This window comes from Streptomyces antioxidans (genome assembly GCF_000968685.2).
Taxonomy (GTDB): Bacteria; Actinomycetota; Actinomycetes; order Streptomycetales; family Streptomycetaceae; genus Streptomyces; species Streptomyces antioxidans.
In genome coordinates this window covers 26,252-46,748 of record NZ_LAKD02000014.1, presented here as the reverse complement: position 1 = coordinate 46,748, position 20,497 = coordinate 26,252, and the positions used below count along the sequence as shown (strand labels likewise).

General features: G+C 70.6%; 20 protein-coding genes. 14 read left to right on the top strand and 6 right to left on the bottom strand.

Annotation, left to right across the window (positions count from 1 at the left end; all coding sequences use genetic code 11):
* The first annotated feature begins 166 nt into the window (after positions 1-166).
* From VT50_RS07800 to VT50_RS07760, 9 genes are all read left to right on the top strand, one after another.
* A complete protein-coding gene (locus tag VT50_RS07800; RefSeq protein WP_420822172.1) occupies positions 167-2,002 on the top strand; it encodes an ATP-binding cassette domain-containing protein in 1,836 nt (611 codons plus the stop codon).
* A complete protein-coding gene (locus VT50_RS07795; RefSeq protein ID WP_046088616.1) occupies positions 1,999-3,060 on the top strand; it encodes an ABC transporter permease in 1,062 nt (353 codons plus the stop codon). Before VT50_RS07800 ends, VT50_RS07795 begins: the two co-directional genes overlap by 4 nt.
* Before the next feature lie 13 nt (positions 3,061-3,073).
* Positions 3,074-4,045, top strand: a complete 972-nt coding sequence (locus VT50_RS07790; RefSeq protein WP_046088615.1) for an ABC transporter permease — start codon at positions 3,074-3,076, stop codon at positions 4,043-4,045.
* Between the two features lie 80 nt (positions 4,046-4,125).
* Positions 4,126-5,202: a rhamnose ABC transporter substrate-binding protein gene (gene rhaS, locus VT50_RS07785; RefSeq protein ID WP_046088623.1), complete on the top strand. Its 1,077-nt coding sequence runs from the start codon at positions 4,126-4,128 to the stop codon at positions 5,200-5,202.
* 11 nt (positions 5,203-5,213) lie between these two features.
* Positions 5,214-5,543, top strand: coding sequence for an L-rhamnose mutarotase (locus tag VT50_RS07780; protein WP_046088614.1), 330 nt, complete (start codon positions 5,214-5,216; stop codon positions 5,541-5,543).
* Positions 5,544-5,556: 13 nt separating this feature from the next.
* Positions 5,557-6,996 carry a BNR repeat-containing protein gene (locus tag VT50_RS07775; RefSeq protein WP_046088613.1) on the top strand — a complete coding sequence of 480 codons (1,440 nt, stop codon included), beginning with the start codon at positions 5,557-5,559 and terminating at the stop codon, positions 6,994-6,996.
* A gap of 20 nt (positions 6,997-7,016) precedes the next feature.
* Positions 7,017-8,441 (top strand): L-fucose/L-arabinose isomerase family protein, encoded by a 1,425-nt coding sequence (locus tag VT50_RS07770; protein WP_046088612.1) that lies wholly within the window; start codon positions 7,017-7,019, stop codon positions 8,439-8,441.
* Positions 8,442-8,452: 11 nt separating this feature from the next.
* The gene (locus VT50_RS07765) at positions 8,453-9,466 is read left to right on the top strand and encodes a LacI family DNA-binding transcriptional regulator (protein ID WP_046088611.1); all 1,014 of its coding nucleotides are present in this window, start codon (positions 8,453-8,455) and stop codon (positions 9,464-9,466) included.
* 137 nt (positions 9,467-9,603) lie between these two features.
* Entirely contained in the window at positions 9,604-10,623 is a 1,020-nt protein-coding gene (locus VT50_RS07760; protein ID WP_046088610.1) for a LacI family DNA-binding transcriptional regulator, read from the top strand.
* A 61-nt stretch (positions 10,624-10,684) separates the two neighbouring features.
* On the opposite strand, the gene VT50_RS07755 is transcribed toward VT50_RS07760, so the two are convergent.
* Together VT50_RS07755 and VT50_RS07750 are read right to left on the bottom strand one after the other, a co-directional pair.
* Positions 10,685-11,044, bottom strand: coding sequence for a universal stress protein (locus VT50_RS07755; protein WP_046088609.1), 360 nt, complete (start codon positions 11,042-11,044; stop codon positions 10,685-10,687).
* 81 nt (positions 11,045-11,125) lie between these two features.
* Positions 11,126-12,544 carry a sugar porter family MFS transporter gene (locus VT50_RS07750; RefSeq protein ID WP_046088608.1) on the bottom strand — a complete coding sequence of 473 codons (1,419 nt, stop codon included), beginning with the start codon at positions 12,542-12,544 and terminating at the stop codon, positions 11,126-11,128.
* Positions 12,545-12,757: 213 nt separating this feature from the next.
* Between VT50_RS07750 and VT50_RS07745 the strand changes: the two genes are divergently transcribed.
* A complete protein-coding gene (locus VT50_RS07745; RefSeq protein WP_046088607.1) occupies positions 12,758-13,774 on the top strand; it encodes a LacI family DNA-binding transcriptional regulator in 1,017 nt (338 codons plus the stop codon).
* On the opposite strand, the gene VT50_RS07740 is transcribed toward VT50_RS07745, so the two are convergent.
* Positions 13,745-14,851 (bottom strand): NAD(P)-binding domain-containing protein, encoded by a 1,107-nt coding sequence (locus VT50_RS07740; protein ID WP_046088606.1) that lies wholly within the window; start codon positions 14,849-14,851, stop codon positions 13,745-13,747. The genes VT50_RS07745 and VT50_RS07740 overlap by 30 nt on opposite strands.
* Before the next feature lie 7 nt (positions 14,852-14,858).
* Positions 14,859-15,170 carry a hypothetical protein gene (locus VT50_RS07735; RefSeq protein WP_046088605.1) on the bottom strand — a complete coding sequence of 104 codons (312 nt, stop codon included), beginning with the start codon at positions 15,168-15,170 and terminating at the stop codon, positions 14,859-14,861.
* Between the two features lie 259 nt (positions 15,171-15,429).
* Between VT50_RS07735 and VT50_RS07730 the strand changes: the two genes are divergently transcribed.
* From VT50_RS07730 to VT50_RS07720, 3 genes are all read left to right on the top strand, one after another.
* Entirely contained in the window at positions 15,430-16,260 is an 831-nt protein-coding gene (locus VT50_RS07730; RefSeq protein WP_240529079.1) for a helix-turn-helix domain-containing protein, read from the top strand.
* Position 16,261: 1 nt separating this feature from the next.
* Entirely contained in the window at positions 16,262-16,474 is a 213-nt protein-coding gene (locus tag VT50_RS07725) for a DUF397 domain-containing protein (RefSeq protein ID WP_046088603.1), read from the top strand.
* Positions 16,475-16,938: 464 nt separating this feature from the next.
* Positions 16,939-17,559: a class I SAM-dependent methyltransferase gene (locus tag VT50_RS07720; RefSeq protein ID WP_046088602.1), complete on the top strand. Its 621-nt coding sequence runs from the start codon at positions 16,939-16,941 to the stop codon at positions 17,557-17,559.
* A gap of 19 nt (positions 17,560-17,578) precedes the next feature.
* On the opposite strand, the gene VT50_RS07715 is transcribed toward VT50_RS07720, so the two are convergent.
* Positions 17,579-18,703 (bottom strand): alpha/beta fold hydrolase, encoded by a 1,125-nt coding sequence (locus VT50_RS07715; protein ID WP_046088601.1) that lies wholly within the window; start codon positions 18,701-18,703, stop codon positions 17,579-17,581.
* Positions 18,704-18,960: 257 nt separating this feature from the next.
* Complete coding sequence (locus VT50_RS07710; protein WP_046088600.1) at positions 18,961-19,251, bottom strand: DNA gyrase inhibitor YacG; 291 nt, start codon at positions 19,249-19,251, stop codon at positions 18,961-18,963.
* A gap of 269 nt (positions 19,252-19,520) precedes the next feature.
* On the opposite strand from VT50_RS07710, the gene VT50_RS07705 reads away from it, so the two are divergent.
* A complete protein-coding gene (locus VT50_RS07705; RefSeq protein ID WP_240529078.1) occupies positions 19,521-20,078 on the top strand; it encodes an LmbU family transcriptional regulator in 558 nt (185 codons plus the stop codon).
* The last annotated feature ends 419 nt before the right edge of the window (positions 20,079-20,497 follow it).

Sequence of the window (20,497 nt, the reverse complement as noted above, 5' to 3'; positions counted from 1 at the left end):
CGCCTGGACCGTAGGGCCGGGGCTCGGGGCCCGTCAAGGGGGCTGCACCGATGTGGGCATATCCCGTGCACACCCCCTTGACGACCGCATGGGGCGCGGCTAGCTTCCCGGAATCCGGCATTGAAACATTTCATTTATTGCCCCTGCGTACGCGTCAGGAGACTCCGTGAGCCAGTCTGCTTCGACCGGTGTGCCGGTCCTCGCCCTCGAGGGGGTGAACAAATCCTTCGGCGCCGTACGGGCCCTCCGGGACGTCTCGCTCGAGCTCTTCGCCGGTGAGGCCCATGCCCTGGCCGGTGAGAACGGGGCGGGCAAGTCGACGCTCATCAAGACCCTCGCCGGGGTGCACCGGCCCGACTCCGGCCGGGTGCTGCTGGACGGCGGGCCGGTGGTCTTCCACGGCCCCGCCGACGCCCGTGACACCGGCATCGCCGTCATCTACCAGGAGCCGACGCTCTTCCCCGATCTGTCCATCGCCGAGAACATCTTCATGGGCCGTCAGCCGCGCCGGGCCCTCGGCCGGATCGACCACAAGGCCGTACGGATCGCCACCGCCGCCCTGATGGCGCGGCTCGGCGTCGAACTCGACCCGGACCGGCCGGCCAGGGGTCTGTCCATCGCCGACCAGCAGATCGTCGAGATCGCCAAGGCGCTCTCCTTCGACGCCCGGGTGCTGATCATGGACGAGCCGACGGCGGCGCTCACCGGGAGCGAGACCGCCCGGCTCTTCTCGGTGGTCGAGACGCTGCGCGCCGAGGGCGCCGCCGTGCTGTTCATCTCCCACCGCCTGGAGGAGATCTTCGAGCTCTGCCAGCGGGTCACCGTCCTGCGGGACGGCCGGTGGGTGGCCTCCGAGCCGCTGGCCGGGTTCACCCAGGACGCCCTGGTCCGCCGCATGGTCGGCCGGGACCTGGCCGAGCTCTACCCCAAGCAGGACAGCCGGGTCGGCGAGACCGTGCTGTCGGTGCACCGGCTGACCCGCGAGGGCGTCTTCCGGGACGTCTCCTTCGAGGTGCGGCGCGGTGAGATCGTCGCGCTCGCCGGGCTGGTCGGCGCCGGGCGCACCGAGGTCGCCCAGGCCGTGTTCGGCGTGGACCGGGCGGACGCGGGCGAGGTGCGGGTCGGCGGGGTGGTGCTGCGGCCCGGTTCGCCGACCGCCGCTATGGACGCGGGTCTCGCGCTCGTCCCCGAGGACCGGCGCCAGCGGGGGCTGGTGATGGAGATGTCCATCGAGCGCAACATCGGGCTGACCGGCCTGGACCGGCTGGGCCGCGCGGGCCTGGTGAAACGGGCGCTGGAGCGCGGCCGGGCGGCCGACTGGGCGGTCCGGCTGCAGCTGAAGTACGGCAGCCTCGCCGATCACGTCGGGATGCTCTCCGGCGGCAATCAGCAGAAGGTCGTGCTCGCCAAGTGGCTGGCGACCGAGCCCACGGTGCTGATCGTGGACGAGCCCACGCGCGGGATCGACGTGGGCACCAAGGCCGAGGTGCACCGGCTGCTGTCGTCGCTGGCCGCCGAGGGGCTGGCGGTGCTGATGGTCTCCTCCGATCTGCCCGAGGTGCTGGGCATGGCCGACCGGGTCCTGGTGATGCACGAGGGCCGGTTGGTGGCCGAGATTCCGCGTGACGCGGCGACCGAGGAGTCCGTGATGGCCGCCGCTACGGGACTCACGGATGGCGCCGGAGGCGCCGATGGTGCCACCGGTGGTGCTGGTGTCGCTGGTGACACCGGCGCGCCCGGGCCCGCTGGCGACCCCGCAGCCACCGGGCCCACCGGCGCCACCGGTGACGCGGCAGCGAGCGGGCACACCGATGCCACCGGTGACGCGGGCGCCACCGGGCCCACTGGCGCGACCGGGCCCTCCGGGGCCGCCGAGCACACCGGTGAGGCCGCCGGGGCCGGGCCCGCTGGCGACCCCGCAGCGACCGGGCCCACGGGCGCGACCGGGTCCACCGGCACCACCGGGTCCACCGGCGCCACCGCAGAAGGGACCCGCACGTGAGCGTGACCATCGAGAAACCCGAGAAGCCCGAACAGCCCGCCGCCGCACCGGAGACGGTCCGCTCGCCGCGCTCGGCCCGCTCGCTCGTCGACGCCGTCTTCCGCGCCCGCGAGATCAGCATCGCCGGGGCACTCGCGCTGCTGGTGCTGTTCACCTGGATCGCGGAACCGCGCTTCCTCGACGGCCAGGGCATCAAGGACCTGTTGCTCAACGCCGCCATCCTGGTGCTGCTCGCGGTCGGGCAGTCGGTCGTGGTCATCACCCGCAACATCGACCTGTCGGTCGGCTCCGTGGTGGGCCTGTCCGCCTTCGCCTGCGGCAAGTTCGTCTCCGGCACCGACCACGGGGCGCTGACGGTCCTGGCCCTCGGCCTCCTCGTCGGCGCGGGCTGCGGCATCGTCAGCGGTGCGCTGGTGAGCTTCGGACGGGTGCCCGCGCTGGTGGTGACCCTCGGAATGCTCTACATCATCCAGGGCGTCGACTACTGGTGGGCGCAGGGGGAGCAGATCAACGCCGCCGATGTGCCGCAGCCCGTGCTGGACCTCGGCAGCGGCAGCGTGCTGGGCATCCCGTACCTCCCGCTGATCGCCTTCGTGGTGCTCGCCGGGACCGCGTATGTCCTGCGCACCTATCGCGCGGGCCGTGAGCTGTACGCCATCGGCTCCAGCCCGGAGGCCGCCCGGCTGGCCGGGGTGCCGATCCGACGGCGGGTGCTGACCGCGTATGTGTTCTCCGGCGCCGTCTCGGGCTTCGCGGGAGCGCTGTGGCTGGCCCGCTTCGGCACCGTCGTCGCCGACAACGCCCACGGCTGGGAACTCACCGTGGTCAGCGCGGTGGTGGTCGGTGGCGTGGCCATCGTCGGCGGCACCGGCACGGTGTGGGGCGCGGCGCTGGGCGCGCTGCTGCTCACCACCATCGGCAGCGCCCTGGCCGTGCTGAAGGTCGACTCCTTCTGGGAGGACGCCATCACGGGTGCGCTGCTGCTGGCGGCCATCAGCGTGGACCGGATCGTACGGGTGCGCATGACCCGCGCGCTGAGGAAGAGGAGCGCACGATGAAGAGGAGTGCCCGATGAAGCTCAGGTGGGACACCGCCGTCGGAGTGCTGCTGGTGGCCGTCTTCCTCACCGGACTCGGCACCACGGACGGCTTCGGCAGCCGCGACAACCTCGCCTTCGCCTTCAATGACATCGTCGAGGTGGCGCTGATGGCGCTGCCGATGACACTGCTGGTGGTGGCCGGGCAGGTGGATCTGTCGGTGGCCTCGATGCTCGGCCTGTCCAGCGCGCTCACCGGCCAACTGTGGGACGCGGGCTGGGCGTTCGAGACCATCGTGCCGATCGTGCTGCTGGTCGGGGTGGTCGGCGGGCTGCTCAACGGCTGGCTGGTCACCCGGGTCGGGCTGCCCTCGCTGGCCGTCACCATCGGGACGCTCGCGCTCTACCGGGGTCTCGCGTCGGTGGTGCTCGGCTCCAACGCCATCACCGACTTCCCCGAGACGTACGCCAAGTGGGCCGTGGACACCACCACCGTGCCCGGCACCTTCCTCAGCTATCCGGTGGCGCTGTTCATCGTGCTGGCCGTCGTCGCCGCCGTGGTGCTGCACGCCACGGGCGTGGGCCGGTCGCTGTTCGCCATCGGCGCCCAGGAGGACGCCGCGTACTTCGCGGGCATCCGCGTCAAACGCGTCAAGCTGCTGCTGTTCGTGGTCAGCGGGCTGGTCTCGGCGTTCGCGGGGGTCGTGTTCACCCTGCGGTACGGCAGCGCGCGGGCCGACAACGGCCAGGGCTTCGAAATGCTCGTCATCGCCTCCGTCCTGCTGGGCGGGGTCGACTTCGACGGCGGCAAGGGCACGCTGTTCGGCGCCGTCGCCGGAGTGCTGCTCATCGGCGTCCTGAAGAACCTGCTGACCCTCAATGACGTGGCCAACGAGGTCCAGGTGATCGTCACCGGACTGCTGCTGGTGGCCTCCGTCCTCACCCCCCGTCTGATCACCACCGTGAGCGCCTGGCGTCACCGGCGCGCCGCCGCCTCGACCAGCTGATCCACGCACCCCATGACCGCACGCACCACACGACCCCACGCACCTCACGCACCCCACGCACCGCGAAAGGTCCTCTCATGATGAGCTCCCCCGGGCGCCGCCGCGCCGCCACCGCCGCCGCAGTGGTCTGTGCCCTGGCCGTGGCCCTGACCGGCTGCGGCGGCACCACCAAGAACGACGACGACAACGGTGGCGCCGCGAAGAGCGATGCCAAGGCCGACCCCGACGCCCCCCTGAAGAAGGGCCTCAAGCTGGCCTTCCTGCCCAAGCAGATCAACAACCCCTACGAGAAGATCGTCGACGAGGCGGGGATCACGGCGGCCGGGGAGTTCGACGGCAAGGGCAAGGAGGTCGGCCCGTCCGACGCCAGCGCCTCCTCCCAGGTGTCGTACATCAACACCCTCGTCCAGCAGCGCCAGGACGCCATCCTGATCGCGGCCAACGACCCCAACGCGGTGTGCGGCCCGCTCAAGCAGGCGATGAAGAAGGACATCAAGGTGGTGGCGTACGACTCCGACAGCGCCCCGGCCTGCCGCCAGCTCTTCATCAACCAGGCCAGCTCCGAGGAGATCGGCCGCAGCCAGGTCCAGCACCTCGCCAAACAGCTCGACTACAAGGGCCAGATCGCGATCCTCTCGGCCACCCAGAACGCCACCAACCAGAACACCTGGATCCGCTTCATGAAGGACGAGCTGAAGAAGCCCGCCTACAAGAACATGAAGCTGGTCAAGACGGTGTACGGGGACGACGACGACCAGAAGTCCTTCCAGGAGACCCAGGGCCTGCTCAAGGCGTATCCCAAGCTCAAGGGCATCATCTCGCCCACCACGGTCGGCATCGCCGCTGCCGCCCGCTACGTCAGCGGCTCCTCGTACCAGGGCAAGGTGGTGCTGAACGGCCTCGGCACGCCCAACCAGATGCGCAAGTACGTCAAGGACGGCACCGTCGAGCAGTTCGCGCTCTGGGACCCCAAGAAGCTCGGCTACCTCGGCTCGTACGCCGCGGCGGCGCTCGCCTCCGGGCAGATCACCGGGGCCGAGGGGGAGAAGTTCAAGGCCGGGAAGCTGGGCGAGTACACGGTCGGCAAGGACGGCGAGGTCATCCTCGGCCCGCCCACCGTCTTCGACAAGTCCAACATCGACAAGTACCACTTCTGAGGCGGTCCGTGATGCCCCGAGTGTGCTTCGTGCTGAAGGTCCGCCAGGATCGGCTGGCCGAGTACCGGGAGCGGCACGAAGCCGTGTGGCCCGAGATGCGGGCGGCGCTCTCCGCGGCCGGCTGGCACAACTACTCGCTCTTCCTGCGCGAGGACGGGCTGCTCGTCGGCTATCTGGAGACCGAGGACTTCGCGGCGGCCCAGGCCGCGATGGCGGCCACCGAGGTCAACGCGCGGTGGCAGGCGGAGATGGCCGGCTTCTTCGAAGCGCTCGACGGCGCCACGCCGGATGAGGCCATGAAGCCGCTCACCGAAGTGTTCCACCTCGCCCAAGACACCTAGGAGACAGCCGGACATGAGACCACTGGCCGCCGCGGTGCTGGCCACCGCACTGCTCACCGCTGCCGTCCCCGCCGCCGTCCCCGCCGAGAGCGCGACCGCCGTGGCCCCGAGCGCCCCCGCCCCTGCGGTCAGCGAGATCGCCGACACCCGGCTCGATTCCCGGGCCGTCTACTTCGAGTCGTACAACGGCCTGGTCAACAACAACGCGTTCCAGAAGAACGGGCTGCTGACGTACCGGGGCTACCAGTACGCCGCCTGGTACACCGGTGACCGCACCGCCGTCATCGGGCGCCGTGCGCTGAACCAGACGGCCTGGCAGACCGTGCGGCTGCCGCACAAGCTCACCGCAGACGACTCGCACAACGTGATCTCCATGGGGGTCTCACGCGTCGACGGCCGGCTGCACCTCAACATGGACTCGCACAGCAGCGGCTTCTTCTACGTGAAGTCGGTGGCCGGGCTGGTGGACGACCCCGCGGGACACCCCTGGGACAGCACGCGGTTCGGCGCCGTGCAGACCACTCTGGACGGGCTCGCGCTCACCTCCCAGTTCACCTACCCGCAGTTCGTGGCGACCCCGGAGGGCCGCCTTCAGCTCAGCTACCGGGCCGGTGTCTCCGGGAACGGCCGCAACGCGCTGGCCGAGTACGACGGCACCAAGTGGACCAACCTCGGCGAGTGGTCCGCGTCCACCGGTACGTACACCAGCGGGCACGGCTCCAGCACCGCCCGCAACATGTATCTGCACGGCATCGACTACGGCCCGGACGGCCGCCTGCACGCCTTCTACACCTGGCGCGAGCAGAACAACGCGGTGATGTGCGACGCCGGTGGCCTCACCAACCACGACACCGGCTACGTCCACAGCTCCGACCGCGGCCGCACCTGGCGCAACGCGGCGGGCACGGTCGTCGGCACCACCGGCGGCGCCGACCAGGTGACCGTGAGCGACCCCGGCACGGTCGTCGACCCGCTGAACCCCGACCACTCGCTGATGAACCAGGAGAGCCAGGCCACCGACTCCGCCGGGCGCCCGCACGCCCTCATCAGCTACGTCCCCGGCCGCTTCGGCCAGTGCACCACCGACTACGTGGCCGACCGCACCAGGAGCGGCCGCACCTTCCACCTCTTCGAGAACGCCGCGGGCACCTGGCGGAAGACCGAGATCCCGGAAGCGCTCAACTCCAGCCAGCGCACCCATCTGGCCTTCGACAGATACGACAACGCCTATGCCGTCATGCCGTACGGCCGCATCGTCGCCGCCTCCAGCGCGTCCGGATACACCGACTGGAAGACCCTCTTCGACGGCAGCGGGCTGGACGCCTTCGGCGAGGTCGTCGTGGACGACACCCGCCTCGCCCAGGACGGTGTGCTGTCGTTCATGTACCAGCGGAAGTCGAGCGGCACCACCCCCTCGGCCCTGCACGTCATCGACTTCAGGCTCCCCTCCTGATGCCAAAGGAACGGAACGGTATGAGCGCACGCATTCCCGCTGTCTCCCGGAAGCCACGGATCGGACTCGTCGCGGGCGGACTCGGCGCGTACTGGCCCCAATTCCCGGAGCTGCTGCCTCAGTTGCGGCACTCGGCCGCCCGGGTGGCCGAACGGATGCGGATGTTCGACGCCGATGTCGTCGACGTGGGCTTCATCTCGGACGCCGAGGAGGGCTCCGTGGCCGCCGGGAAGCTGCGCGCCGCCGACTGTGATCTCATCGTCGGCTTCCTCACCACCTACATGACCGCCACCATGCTGGTGCCCATCGCCCGGCGCGGCGGTGCCCCGGTGCTGCTGATCAACCTCCAGCCCACCGAGTCCATGGACCACGAGTCCTTCGACACCGGTGCCTGGCTCGCCTACTGCGGTGCCTGCCCGCTGCCCGAGATGGCCAATGCCTTCGAGCGGACCGGGATCCCGTTCCGCTCCGTCTCCGGCTACCTGGAGGACGAGCGTGCCTGGGCCCGGATCGGGCAGTGGATCCGGGCCGCCGGCGTGCGGTCCGTGCTGCGGGAGGGCCGGCACGGGCTGATGGGCCACCTCTACCCGGGAATGTACGACGTCTCCACCGACCTCACCATGGTCCCCGCCAGCCTCGGCGGCCATGTCGAGGTGCTGGAGTTCGACGATCTGCGGACCCGGGTCGACAAGGCCGGGGACGACGAGGTGGAGGCCAAACTGGCGGAGACCCGCGAGGTCTTCGAGCTGGCCGACTCCGTCGTCCCCGAGGACCTGGCCTGGGCCGCACGGGTCTCCGTCGGCCTCGACCGCCTCGTCGCCGACTTCGACCTCGACTCGCTCGCCTACTACCACCGCGGACTCGGCGGTGAGATCCACGAGAAGCTCGGCGCGGGCATGATCCTCGGTGCCTCGCTGCTCACCGCCCGCGGCGTCCCCGCGGCCGGCGAATACGAGCTGCGCACCTCGCTGGCCATGCTGATCTGTGACCGGCTCGGCGCGGGCGGTTCCTTCACGGAACTCCAGGCCCTCAACTTCCGCGACGGCGTGGTGGAGATGGGCCATGACGGACCCGGCCACCTCGCGATCAGCGAGCGCCGGCCCCTGCTGCGCGGCCTCGGCGTGTACCACGGCAAGCGCGGCTGGGGCGTGTCGGTCGAATTCGACGTGCGGCACGGCCCGGTGACCCTCGTCGGCCTCGGCCAGACCCGGGACGGCCGCTACCGGCTGGTGGCCGCCGAGGGCGAGGTGGTGGGCGGACCCCTGCTGCGGATCGGCAACACCACGTCGCGCGTGGACTTCGGGGTCGACCCCGGTGAGTGGACGGACGCCTGGAGCGCCAGTGGCGTCGGCCACCACTGGGCGCTCGCCACCGGATCGCTGCTGCCCCAACTGCGGGCACTGGCCGATCTCACCGGCCTGGACCTGGTGGAAGTCGCCGCTTGAGGACTCACGGCGTGGGCATCAAGGAGGTGGCGCGCCAGGCCGGGGTCTCGGTCGGCACGGTCTCCAACGTCATCAACCGCCCGGACTCGGTGTCCGAGGAGACCCGGGCCCGGGTGCTGTCCACCATCCAACGCCTGGGCTACGTACGCCAGGAGTCGGCGCGGCAGCTGCGTGCGGGGCGCAGCCGGATCATCTCGCTGCTGGTGCTGGACATGGCGAACCCGTTCTTCGTGGACGTGGCGCGCGGCGCGGAGCGCGCGGCGCGGGAGGCGGGCCTTGGGGTGATGGTGTGCAACAGTGCGCAGAGCCCGGAGGAGGAGGCCGACTACCTCGGGCTCTTCGCCGAGCAGCGGGTGCGCGGGGTGCTGATGACCCCGGCCGATATGACCGGGCGCAACCTCGCCTCCTTCCGGCGGCAGCCCATCCCGTTCGTCCTGGTGGACCGGGTGCTGCCCAGCGCCGAGGGGTGTTCGGTGTCGGTCGACGACGTCACCGGCGGTGAGCTCGCCGCCCGCCACCTGCTGGGCCTGGGCCATCGCGGCGTCGCCTATGTGAGCGGGCCGATGCGGCTGGCCCAGTGCCGCGACCGCCGCGAGGGCGTGTTGCGCGCCCTGCGCGAGCGGGGGCTCGGTGAGTCCGCGCTGCGCCACGTCGAGGTGGACCGGCTGGATGTGAACTGCGGCCGGGACGCGGGCGCCCGGCTGCTGGGCATGTCCCCGCGCCCGACGGCGGTGTTCTGCGCCAATGACCTGCTGGCGCTGGGGGTGCTGCAGGCGCTGTACGGGGCCGGGGTGTCGGTGCCGGGGGAGGTGGCGCTGGTGGGGTACGACGACATCGAGTTCGCGGCGGCGGCTGCCGTACCGCTGACGTCGGTGCGCCAGCCCGCGTTCCGGATGGGTCGTACGGCGGCCGAGTTGCTGATCGAGGAGACGGGAGAGCGGGCCGGGGACCACCGCCACCAGCGGATCGTCCTCCAGCCCGAGCTCGTGGTCCGCGGTTCGAGCCTGGTACGCGCCCGGGGCTGAGCGGGGGTCCGCCACCCCGCGTCGGTCCCAGTGCCCATGCGGCGGCCCGGTCCCGCCCGGCCCGCCGAACAGCGCACTACGATGTTCCCGCGACCGCGGTGGGTCGCGGGAAGGCGGAGGCCCGGGTCGTGGGACGCATGGTGGGGATCAAGGACGTCGCGCGGCAGGCGGGAGTGTCGGTCGGCACCGTCTCGAACGTGATCAACCGGCCCGAGATGGTCGCCGAGGCCACCCGCGACCGGGTACAGGCCGTGATCGAGCGCCTGGGCTACGTACGCCAGGAGTCGGCGCGGCAGCTGCGTGCGGGGCGCAGCCGGATCATCTCGCTGCTGGTGCTGGACATGGCGAACCCGTTCTTCGTGGACGTGGCGAGCGGTGCCGAGCGCGCGGCGCGGGAGGTGGGCCTTGGGGTGATGGTGTGCAACAGTGCGCAGAGCCCGGAGGAGGAGGCCGACTACCTCGGGCTCTTCGCCGAGCACCGGGTGCGCGGAGTGCTCGTCACCCCGGCCGATGTCACCGGCGGCAACCTGGAGGGTTTCCGGCGCCATGACATCCCGTTCGTCTTCGTGGACCGCGAGGTGCCCAGCGCCGACGGCTGCTCGGTGTCGGTCGACGACATCGAGGGCGGTGCGCTCGCCGGGCGCCATCTGATCGCCCAGGGGCACCGCTCCGCGGTCTACGTCAGCGGCCCGATGGTGCTCCCGCAGTGCCAGGACCGGCGCACCGGGCTGCTCGGCGCGTTCGCGGAGGAGGGGCTGGCGGAGGAGGCGGTGGTGCACATCGAGGCCGAGCGGTTGGACGTGGCCTCGGGCCGCGACGCGGGCGCCCGGCTGCTCGGCATCTCACCCCGGCCGACGGCGGTGTTCTGCGCCAATGACCTGCTGGCGCTGGGGGTGCTGCAGGCACTCTTCGCGGCCGGGGTGTCGGTGCCGGCGGAGGTGGCGCTGGTGGGGTACGACGACATCGAGTTCGCGGCGGCGGCTGCCGTACCGCTGACGTCGGTGCGCCAGCCCGCGTTCCGGATGGGGCGTACGGCGGCCGAGCTGCTGATCGAGGAGACGGGCGACGAGGCGGACATCCACCAGCACCGGCGGATCGTGCTGCAGCCGGAACTGGTGGTGCGGGACTCGACGTTCGCGTCCAGGCCGGGGATGTGACCACGGGGGTCACGCCGGGCGCCTGACGACGTACGCCGGATCGGAGGGTTTGACCACGCGGTCAGGCCGGGGGCTTGACCGCCACGACGGGCACCGGGCTCTCCAGCAGCAGCCGCTGGCTCACACTCCCCAGCAGCGCCTTCCCCACCGGCGAGCGCCGACGGAGGCCGATGACCAGCCGGTCGACGCCGGGCCTGGCCCCGATCTCGTCCAGCACGGCGTCCACGGGGTCGCGGTCACCCGGACCGCTGCGCTCGACGACCGTGGTCTCCGGGTCCCCGGGCACCCCGGAGCGGTCCAGCGACGACAGACGCAAGTTGACCAGTACCAGATCGGTGCCCAGCAGCCGGGCCTCGGCGATTCCCGCGGCCAGCGCGTGGTCTCCCTCGCGGCCCTCGGCGACGGCGGTGATGACGGTCATGGTGCGGGAGCCCTTCTTCCGGAGCGGATCGGGTCATCTACCGGAGCGGACCGGGTCAGGAATCTGCCGGACCGGATCGGATCAGGAGTAGCGGGCACGGAAGTCGTCCTCCAGCTCTTCCAGCGAGCGGCCCTTGGTCTCGGGTACACAGGTCGCGATGAAGGCGATGGCCAGCACGCCGAAGGCGGCGAAGGCGAGGAAGGTGTTCGAGATCCCCAGCGCCTTCACGACGGGCGGGAAGCCGAGGGCTACCAGGGCGTTCGCCATCCACAGCACGAAGATGCTGATCCCGATGGCCAGGCTGCGGATCTTCAGCGGGAACATCTCGGAGAGGATCAGCCACACCAGCGGACCGATGGTGGCCTGCATGGAGAAGACGAAGAGCACGACGAACACCAGGATGAACCACGCCTTCGCCCCGCCCTCGGGCAGCAGCATCGCGGAGAGCCCGACCAGCAGGTGGAACGTGGTGGTCAGGGCGAACCCGCCGAGCAGCATGGTGCGCCGCTTGAGCTTGTTGATGACCGATACGCCCACCGCGATGCCGATGACGCTGAAGGCGCCGTTGAGGGTGTTGGCGATGATGGCGGAGTTCCCCGAGAACCCGGCGTCGCCGAGCAGCTGCGTGCCGTAGTACATGACGGAGTTGATGCCGGTGAACTGCTGGCAGATGCCGAGGCCCGCGCCGATCAGGATGAGCAGCCGCACCCAGCGCACCCCGAGGTCCACCCGGCCCGCGGTCTTGGCGATCCGCTCCTCCTCGGCGAGCCGGTGGACCTCGGCCATCTCCGCCTGGGCCCGCTCGGGGGTGCGCACCTGGGACAGCACCGCCAGCGCCTCCTCGTCACGGCCCTGGGAGACCAGCCAGCGCGGGCTCTCCGGCAGCCGCAGCATGCCGAGGAACAGCCCGATCGCCGGGAGGATGGCGACCAGGAGCATCAGCCGCCAGATGCCGTCGGTCTCGCCCCAGAGGTTGAAGATGAACGCGTTGATGACGAACGCGGCGAACTGGCCGGTCACGATCATCACCTCGTTGCGGGTGACGATGGAGCCGCGGCGTTCGACCGGGGCGATCTCGGCCAGATAGACCGGGACCGTCGCCGAGGCGCCGCCCACGGCGAGGCCGAGGACGAAGCGGAAGAGGGCGAGCACCTGCCAGCTCGGCGACAGCACACAGCCCAGGGTGCCGATCATGAACACCAGGGACAGCAGCAGAATGTTGTGGCGGCGGCCGTGCCGGTCGGACAGCACCCCGCCGATCATGGCGCCGAAGGCGGCCCCGAAGACCAGGTTGCTGACCACGATTCCCTCGGTGAACGCGGTGAGACCGAGGTCGTCGGTGAGCGGGTCGAGGGCGCCGTTGACGACGCCGGTGTCATAGCCGAACAGCAGCCCGCCGAAGGTCACGATGACGGCGACCAGCCCGAGCCGTCGGGAGTGCGGGCCCTTGGTGTCCGCGGGCAGTTCGGTGGATGTCGGGTGGGAGGGGGTTCCGGTCATGGCTAGTGCGCTCCGACGCCGTCGGTCATCAGGCCGGTGGCCTTTGTCTGCTTGTCAGTACAACTAGTACGTACAAGCGCTACGTACTATGGGAGCGGCGTGTGACGCATGTCAAGACATGAAGCGCGAGGAGGCAGCGGGATGGGGGATCCAGGGGGAGCGGGCGCCTCGGGCGGGCCGGGAACCTCGGCGGGGCGCCGCAAACGGCCGACCATGTCCGATGTCGCCGCGCGGGTCGGGGTCTCCCAGGCCCTGGTGTCACTGGTGTTCCGCAACCAACCCGGGGCGAGCGCCGACACCCGCCGACGGGTGTTCCAGGCCGCCGAGGAACTTGGCTACCGTCCCGACACCGCCGCCCAGTTGCTGCGGCGCACCCGGAGCCGGCAGCTGGGTGTGCTGTTCACCATGCGCCACCCGTTCGACGTGGGCGTCGTCGAGGCGCTGTACCCCGCCGCCCGGAAGCACGGCTACACCCTCGTGCTCAACGCCATGGTCGCCACCCGCGGTGAGCGCCAGTCGATGGAGGAACTGCTCGGACTGCGCAGTGAAGCCGTCATCACCATTGGCGCCACGTCCAGTTGGGAGCACCTGACCACGGGTGTCGGCCGGACGCCCATCGTGGAGATCAACCCGCGTACCAGGGCCGCCGGTGTGGACGTCGTACGGACCGCGGAGCGCAAGGGGATACGCCAGGCCGTCGACCACCTCGTGGCCTTGGGGCACCGCGCCATCGCGCACATCGACGGCGGTCGCATGCCCGGCGCCACCGAGAGGCGACGCGGCTACCGCGCCGCCATGCGCCGCCACGGGCTCGCCGACCACATCCGGGTGCACCCCGGCGACTACACCGAGGAATCCGGCGCCCGGGTGGCCCGGGCCCTGCTCGCGCGGGCCCCCGCCCAGCTGCCCACCGCGGTCATCGCCGGGAACGACCGCTGTGCGCACGGTCTGCTCGGCGCGCTGCTGCGCGCGGGCCTCAGGGTGCCCGACGACGTGTCCATCGTCGGCTACGACGACAGCCAGCTCGCCCGGCTGTCCTTCATCGACCTGACCTCCGTACGCCAGGAGGCCGCCGAGGCGGCCGAGCTCGCCGTCCGGGCCGCCGCGGAACGGCTCGACGAGGGGCGCACCGCCGACCGTGACATCGTCCTCGACCCCACCCTCGTGGTCCGGGGGAGCACCGGCCCGCCCCGCACCCCGTCACCGCCCGACGGCGGCCTTCTCCGCTGACCACGCCGGATGCGGGTCGGCGTCCAGCAGCGCCCGGATCTCGTGTACGGCCGCCCGGCCCGCCCGGTTGGCGCCGACCGTACTGGCCGACGGCCCGTAGCCGACCAGATGCACCCGGGGATCACGGACCGCCCGGGTCCCCTCGACGGCGATCCCGCCACCCCGCTCACGCAGCCGCAGCGGGGCGAGATGGTCGATCGCGGCGCGGAAACCGGTGGCCCAGAGGATGGTGTCCGCCTCCACGTGGCGCCCGTCCGCCCAGGTCACCCCGTCCGGGGTGATCCGCTCGAACATCGGCAGCCGGTCGAGTATCCCCCTCTCCCTGGCCCGCTCCATCGCCTCCGTCATGGGCAGCCCGGTCACCGACACCACGCTCTGCGGCGGCAGCCCCCGCCGCACCCGCTCCTCGACCAGCGCGACGGCGGCGCGGCCCTGGTCCTGGCCGAACGGCCCGGTGCGGAAGACCGGTGGGCGGCGGGTGACCCAAGTCGTCTCCGCCGCCACCTCCGCGACTTCCAGCAGATGCTGCACCCCGGACGTGCCGCCCCCGACGACGATCACCCGCCGCCCGGCGAACGCCTCGGGCCCCGGGTACCGCGCGGTGTGCAGCTGCCGCCCCCGGAACGTCTCCTGCCCCGGGTAGCGCGGCCAGAACGGCCGGTCCCAGGTCCCGGTCGCGTTGATCAGCGCCCGCGCGGCCCAGGTCCCGGCCGAGGTCTCGACCAGCAGTCGACGGCTGTCCCCGTCCCGTACGGCGCCGACGTGCGCAGGGCGCACCACCCGCAGGTCGAAGGCGCGCTCGTAGCGTGCGAAGTAGGCCGGGATGACCTCGGACGAGGGCCGCTCGGGATCCGCGTCGTCGCTGGTCAGCCGCATGCCGGGCAGGTCGTACATCCCGTGCACCTTGCCGTACGTCAGCGAGGGCCACCGGAACTGCCACGCCCCGCCGGGCGCGGGCGCGTGGTCAAGCACCACGAAGCCGGTCCCGGGCTCGTACCCGGCCCGCCTCAGGTGATAGGCCCCGGACAACCCCGCCTGTCCGGCACCGATGACCACGACGTCCACGCTGTTGTTCATGTTTCTACTAACTCTCCCCGGTCGCGGTCTCTTCCCCGTCCTCCAGCCGCCGCCCCCGGCTCTGCGCCACCCGCAGCGCGTCATGCAGCGCCTCGGCGAGCCGGTGCCCCACGAAGCGCAGCTCACAGGCGTCGACCTTGCGGTCCCGCAGCAGCGGCCGGGCATGCCCGAGGAGGTCGGCCCCGGTCCGTAGCTGGACGGCCTCCATCTCGTCGGCCAGCCGGGAGAGGTAGCCGGTGCCGGTGTTGTCGGTGACGAGGAAGCAGGGCTGCCCGTTCAGTCCGGGCCAGGGCAGCAGACGGGGGCGTGAGGAAGGCATGCGGGCTCCATGGCGTTTCGAGGTTCGTTCGGCTACCGCGAGTGAGGAGGCGGTGGCGGAAACAGCTTCATGGCCGTAAGAGTTGCTGTGCAAGGGTGATTGAATTTCTCGCTTGAGATGGCATATGTGACCGAGTGGGCTGTTGTCGGAACAAAGCGGGTTTCCGGTGCCAGACTCGGAACTCGCACCACGGCATGGCAGGCTCAACCCACCGGGAGGCATACTCGTGGCAGCGCCAACAGGACCCACGGTCCGTCGCATGCAACTCGGCTGGGAGCTCAAGCGGTTGAGAGACAAGGCTGGATTCACCCTGGCGGAGGCGGTGAACGGGTTGACGTTCTCCCCTTCGAAGCTCCATCGGGTGGAGAACGGGCTGACCGGCCTCAGGACCACTGCGGAGCTGCGGACTCTGCTGGACCGCTATGGAGTCGAGGAAGAGGAGGACGTGGATTTCCTGGTCGAGATCCACCGGGACTCGCTCAACCGGGGCTGGTGGTCCCTCTATCGCAGCGTGCTGCCGTCCGGCATGGGGATGTACATCGGGCTGGAGAGCGGTGCTCGGACCATCCGGGCCTGGCAGCCGAATGTGGTCCTCGGGTTGTTGCAGACCGAGCGATACGCCCGTGAGATGTTCCAGACTGCCAAGCCGGTTGAGGAGACGACGACGGAGTTCGTCGAGCGACACATCCAGATCCGAATGGAACGCAAGAAGGCTCTGACGCGCAGAGACAGCCCGGTGGAGCTTTGGGTCATCCAAGAGGAAGCGACACTGCGGCGGGTGGTGGGTGGCCCGGAGGTCATGCGTGAGCAGTATGAGGCGATTCTTGCCTTCGCGCAGTTGGACAACGTGACCGTCCAGATCCTCCCGATGACCACGGCCACCTACCGGACAGGTGCCAACTTCACCCTGCTGGAGTTCGGCAGCCCGCTTCCGACAGTGGTGCAAAGCGATGCCGCCGACGGGTCGGAGATCAGCGACAAGGACACCACCATCTGGAGTTTCGCCCGCAGGTTCGAAGCCCTGCGGGCAGGCGCTCTCGCGCCTGGCGAGACACCCGCTTTCCTGCAACGACTAGTACGGGAGATCTGACATGACACACCGCATAGCTTCTGATGTCGCACCCGAAGGTGCCTGGTTCAAGTCGTCCTACAGCGAGAACAACGGCACCGCGTGCGTGGAGATCGCGCACCTGTCCCAGACCGCCCAGGTTGGCATCCGCGACTCCAAGCACAGGGGCGGGCCCGCGCTGGTCGTTCCAGCGCGGGCCTGGGCGGAGTTCGTCGCTGCGGTGCGCAAGGTCTGACGGCGTTGGGGACGGGCGACCGGGCGCGGGCACCGTCTCGCGCCTTCGGCGCATGTGAGCAGCGGCGGTGGGGGGCGGGGGCGCGGCACCGTCGCCGTCCGCCGGGCCGGTGGGGCAAGATCTCATCGAGTGCGATGCTGGACCGCCCAGGGAAGGCCCCGGCTGACCCGGCGTCGCATTCGCTCCCGCCCCTCCCGGGTACCCCCTTCCAGAACGCTTGATCTGGCACAACCAATTTGTCAAACACTTTCCATGGGTACCCCCCGCCGCAGTCCGGAACGGTCCCTAACATGACCTGGCGGGGGCCGCCACCGGGCTTCGCTCCACCGGCCCGGTGGTCGGCGACGGAGCCCGGCCAGGGCACCCCCGACCCATGCTCAAAGGCGCCGAAGGCGCGAACGGCGCCGCGCGACGCACGAAAACCGTTCGCGGCACGCGCGCGCCCCGAACTACCGTGCCCCGCCGTGGACATTGACGACCCCAAGGACGTGGTCAGGCGCGGATACGACGCGCTCTCCCGCCACTACGAGCAGTCCTACGCCACCGAGACCAAGTACCAGCTCTGGCTCGGCGCCCTCAAGGAGCGCATCCCGGCCGCAGCCACCGTGCTGGACCTGGGGTGCGGGAGCGGCGTACCGGTGGCCCGCACTCTGGCCACGGCCGGACACCGGGTGACCGGTGTCGACATCAGCGGGGAGCAGATCCGCCGGGCCCGGGAGCTCGTGCCGGAGGCCGAGTTCCGTCAGGCCGATGCCACGGCCGTGGAATTCCCGGCCGCCACGTTCGACGCCGTGGTCTCCCTCTACGCCCTGATCCACATCCCACTGGCCGAACAACCTCCCCTCCTCACCAGGATCGCCACCTGGCTACGCCCCGGCGGCTGGTTGCTGGCCACCACCGGGCACACCGCCTGGACCGGCACCGACGACAACTGGCTCGGCGGCGGCGCCACGATGTGGTGGAGCCACGCCGACGCCGCGACCTATCGGGCGTGGCTCACCGAGGCCGGACTGACCGTCGCGGGAGAGGAGTTCGCCCCCGAGGGGGACGGCGGCCACGCCCTGTTCTGGGCGCGCCGACCGTGACGTATCCCGGGACCTCGCCTCAGCCGACCGGGCCGTCCTCACCGGCCTTCTGCCAGGCGCAGCTGCCAAGCGTGGCGCGGCCCTTCTCGACCAGCGGGTCGGCGATCCGGGCCGGTGGCATCGTGCTGTGGCCCCGGTAGCAGATGACCGTGCGGTCCGTGTGTCCGGCGAGGTCGACGAGGATCTGGTCCCAGTGGCGGTATTGCACATCGTGACCCGAGTCGGCGTAGCTGCGCACGGCCGGGCCGCCGGGCAGGTGCCGCTTCCAGGTGTCGACCGTGCTGGGCGGCACGGTCGTGTCCTTCTTCCCGCTGTAGAGGGTGACGGGGGCGGTCAGCCGTGACAGATCGGGGCCGGGCCGCTGGCAGTAGAGCTTCTGCTCATGCACCTGAGCCGCGGGGTCGGCCTTCTGGCCGTGCTGGTTGTAGGTGCGGGCGCCGTCCTCGAAGGCGGTGTCCCCGAAGCCGGGGATGCGCTTGGTCGGGCTGTCGTCCGGGAACGCCCACCAGACCCGGGGGTCGGCGACCTGCTTCTCCAGGGACTTGCCCAGCTCCTCGTCGGACATCGAGCAGTACGACGGCTTGGCGCCGTACGGCGGCAGGGCGGCGGCCAGGTGCAGCGACTGCACGCGGTCCGGGGCCAGGGACGCCAGCTCGGCGGCGTACGGTCCGCCGCCCGAGATGGCGACTACACTGACCTTGCGCACCCCGATGCGGTCCAGCACCTGAAGCGCGTCCTTCGCGAAGTCGGCCTTGCCCAGGCTCTTGTCGAACCCGGTGTCCCCGAAACCGTTGCGCTCGACCGATATCAGCCGCAGCCCGAGGGATTTCCGGGTGCTGCGCAGGAAGTCCGTCATATGGGCCACCCGCGCACTGGTGCCGGTGCCGCCGATGTAGAGCACCGGCCTTCCGTCCCGGGGACCGTCGTCGATGTAGTGGGCGGTGCGCCCCGAGCCCAGCTTCAGCGCCCGGACCTCGGGCCCGAGCGAGTCGAAGTCATCCTGGATATGGACCCGGTGGACATCGGTGGCGTGCGGCTGACGTGGCCCGGTGGCCGTGGCGGTGGCGCTCACTACTCCGGAGCCGGTGAGCAGGACGGTGGCGAGGGCGGTGGCGGCGATCCCGGTGACGAGCGCTCTGGGCACGTGTCTCTCCTGGCCGTAGGGGAAGGCGGCATTGATCGAATGGAACGACCGGCACCTACCCCCTCCGGCAAGGAAGACACTACGGCGCCCCGGCGGGGCCCTCGCCAGCTCCACCGCGGTCTAGGGCGGAGCGGTGCCCGGTCCGGGGTGTGGGGCGGAGCCCCAGTTGCGGCAAGGGGCGGGCAGGGGGACAGCCCGCGGCGGGCGGCCGGTGAAGCCGGGCGTGGTGTTCCCGGCCTTCCGCCGTTCGTCTTCCGCTACGTGGAGGACGCGTTCGCCTCGGCCGCGACGATCAGGTTGAGCACGGTGATGCGCTGACCGCAGTTCGGGCACTCGTGCCCGGTGCTGAGCGGGGGCAGCGGCAGTGGCGGCGACCGGTGATGCGTCCGGTCGGCGGTGTCCCTGGTGTCCGCGGTGTCCGTATCGCGCCGGTGGGCGCGCCACCATCGGGTCTTGCATCTGGAGCCGCAGAACCGGCGCGTCGGGTTCCTGCTGGTCCAGGTGAACTCGGCGCCGCATTCGGCACACCGCCGGGCCGCGGTGTCCATGGAGCCTCCTCTGTCGGTTCGCGGTGAGACCGGTTCCGCATGCATCCGCCCAGTACACCGGCGCAGGGGTTTCGGCACCGTAACGCCCCCGGTTGCCCGCGCGGCATGTGCTTGCCGGCCGTTGAGAACCGGCCAGACCAAGGCCAGACGCGATGAAACCTCACCGAAACCTCCCGCCGCGGAGGATGAGTGCGCCGAAGACGAGGGCAGGTGAGGTGTGCACGATGTCCATCCCCGCGAACGGGCGGACAACCACCCGGCGAACGGGATTGTCACTCCCTCCCGATCTGCCGCTGTCCGAGTGGCGCCACCTCGGTCAGCAGATCCACGTCATCGCCGACTCCTCCGCGTGGTGGCTGGGCGATTGGCTCATCTTCGGCCAGGACCACTACCCCGACCGCTACCGGCAGGCGCTGAAGCAGACCTCGCTCGACTATCAGACGCTGCGCAACTACGCATGGGTGGCGCGCAAGTTCGAGCCGGACAGGCGGCGGGGCAAGCTGAGCTTCCAGCACCATGCGGAGGTGGCGGCCCTTGCCGAGTCCGAGCAGGAGGAGTGGCTGACCCGGGCCGAGGAGGGCGGCTGGACCCGCAACGCATTACGTCGCCAGATACGGATGTGGCGGCAGTCCCCGGAAGCTGCGGACGAGTCGGGCGTCGTACAGGTGAGCGTGGTCGCCGAGCGCAGAATCCGCTGGGAGCGCGCGGCGGAGATCGCCGGGCTCGGGCTTATGGATTGGATCGTCCAGATGCTGGACGAGGCGGCCGACGGTCCGGTTCCGCACATTCCCGGACCCGCCGCCGACCCCTCTGCCCTGGGGGCGTAAACAGCGCTTCGTAGAACCTTCTAGCCAATGCGTTTCGTCCCGCCGGCGGGACAGCGGGATGGATTCGGGAGCGGCATTCGCGTGGTCCCCTCATTTGGCGTTTCCGCATGTCCCGTGAAAGCATTTCGTACACGCTCCAGGGCTCCGGAAGGTTCCGGGGAGAGATGGGAAAGACCAGGTGAGTGGCCGAACGGAGCTGCATTCGCCTCATCTGGCGCGTCCTGTCCCGCTGGTATCAGTAAGCACATACAGAACGTCTCGCTTCCGATGGTGATCGCCCTATCCGAAACCGTGAGTTCTAGTTGAGTAACGGCGGCGCGCCGCGCGGGGATACGAGGTGTCAAACCGTCTGACCGCTGTTAGAGTCTGCGTCGAAAGCTGGAACGGCCTTTCGCGATTTCGCGAAGTGGCGCAACGGG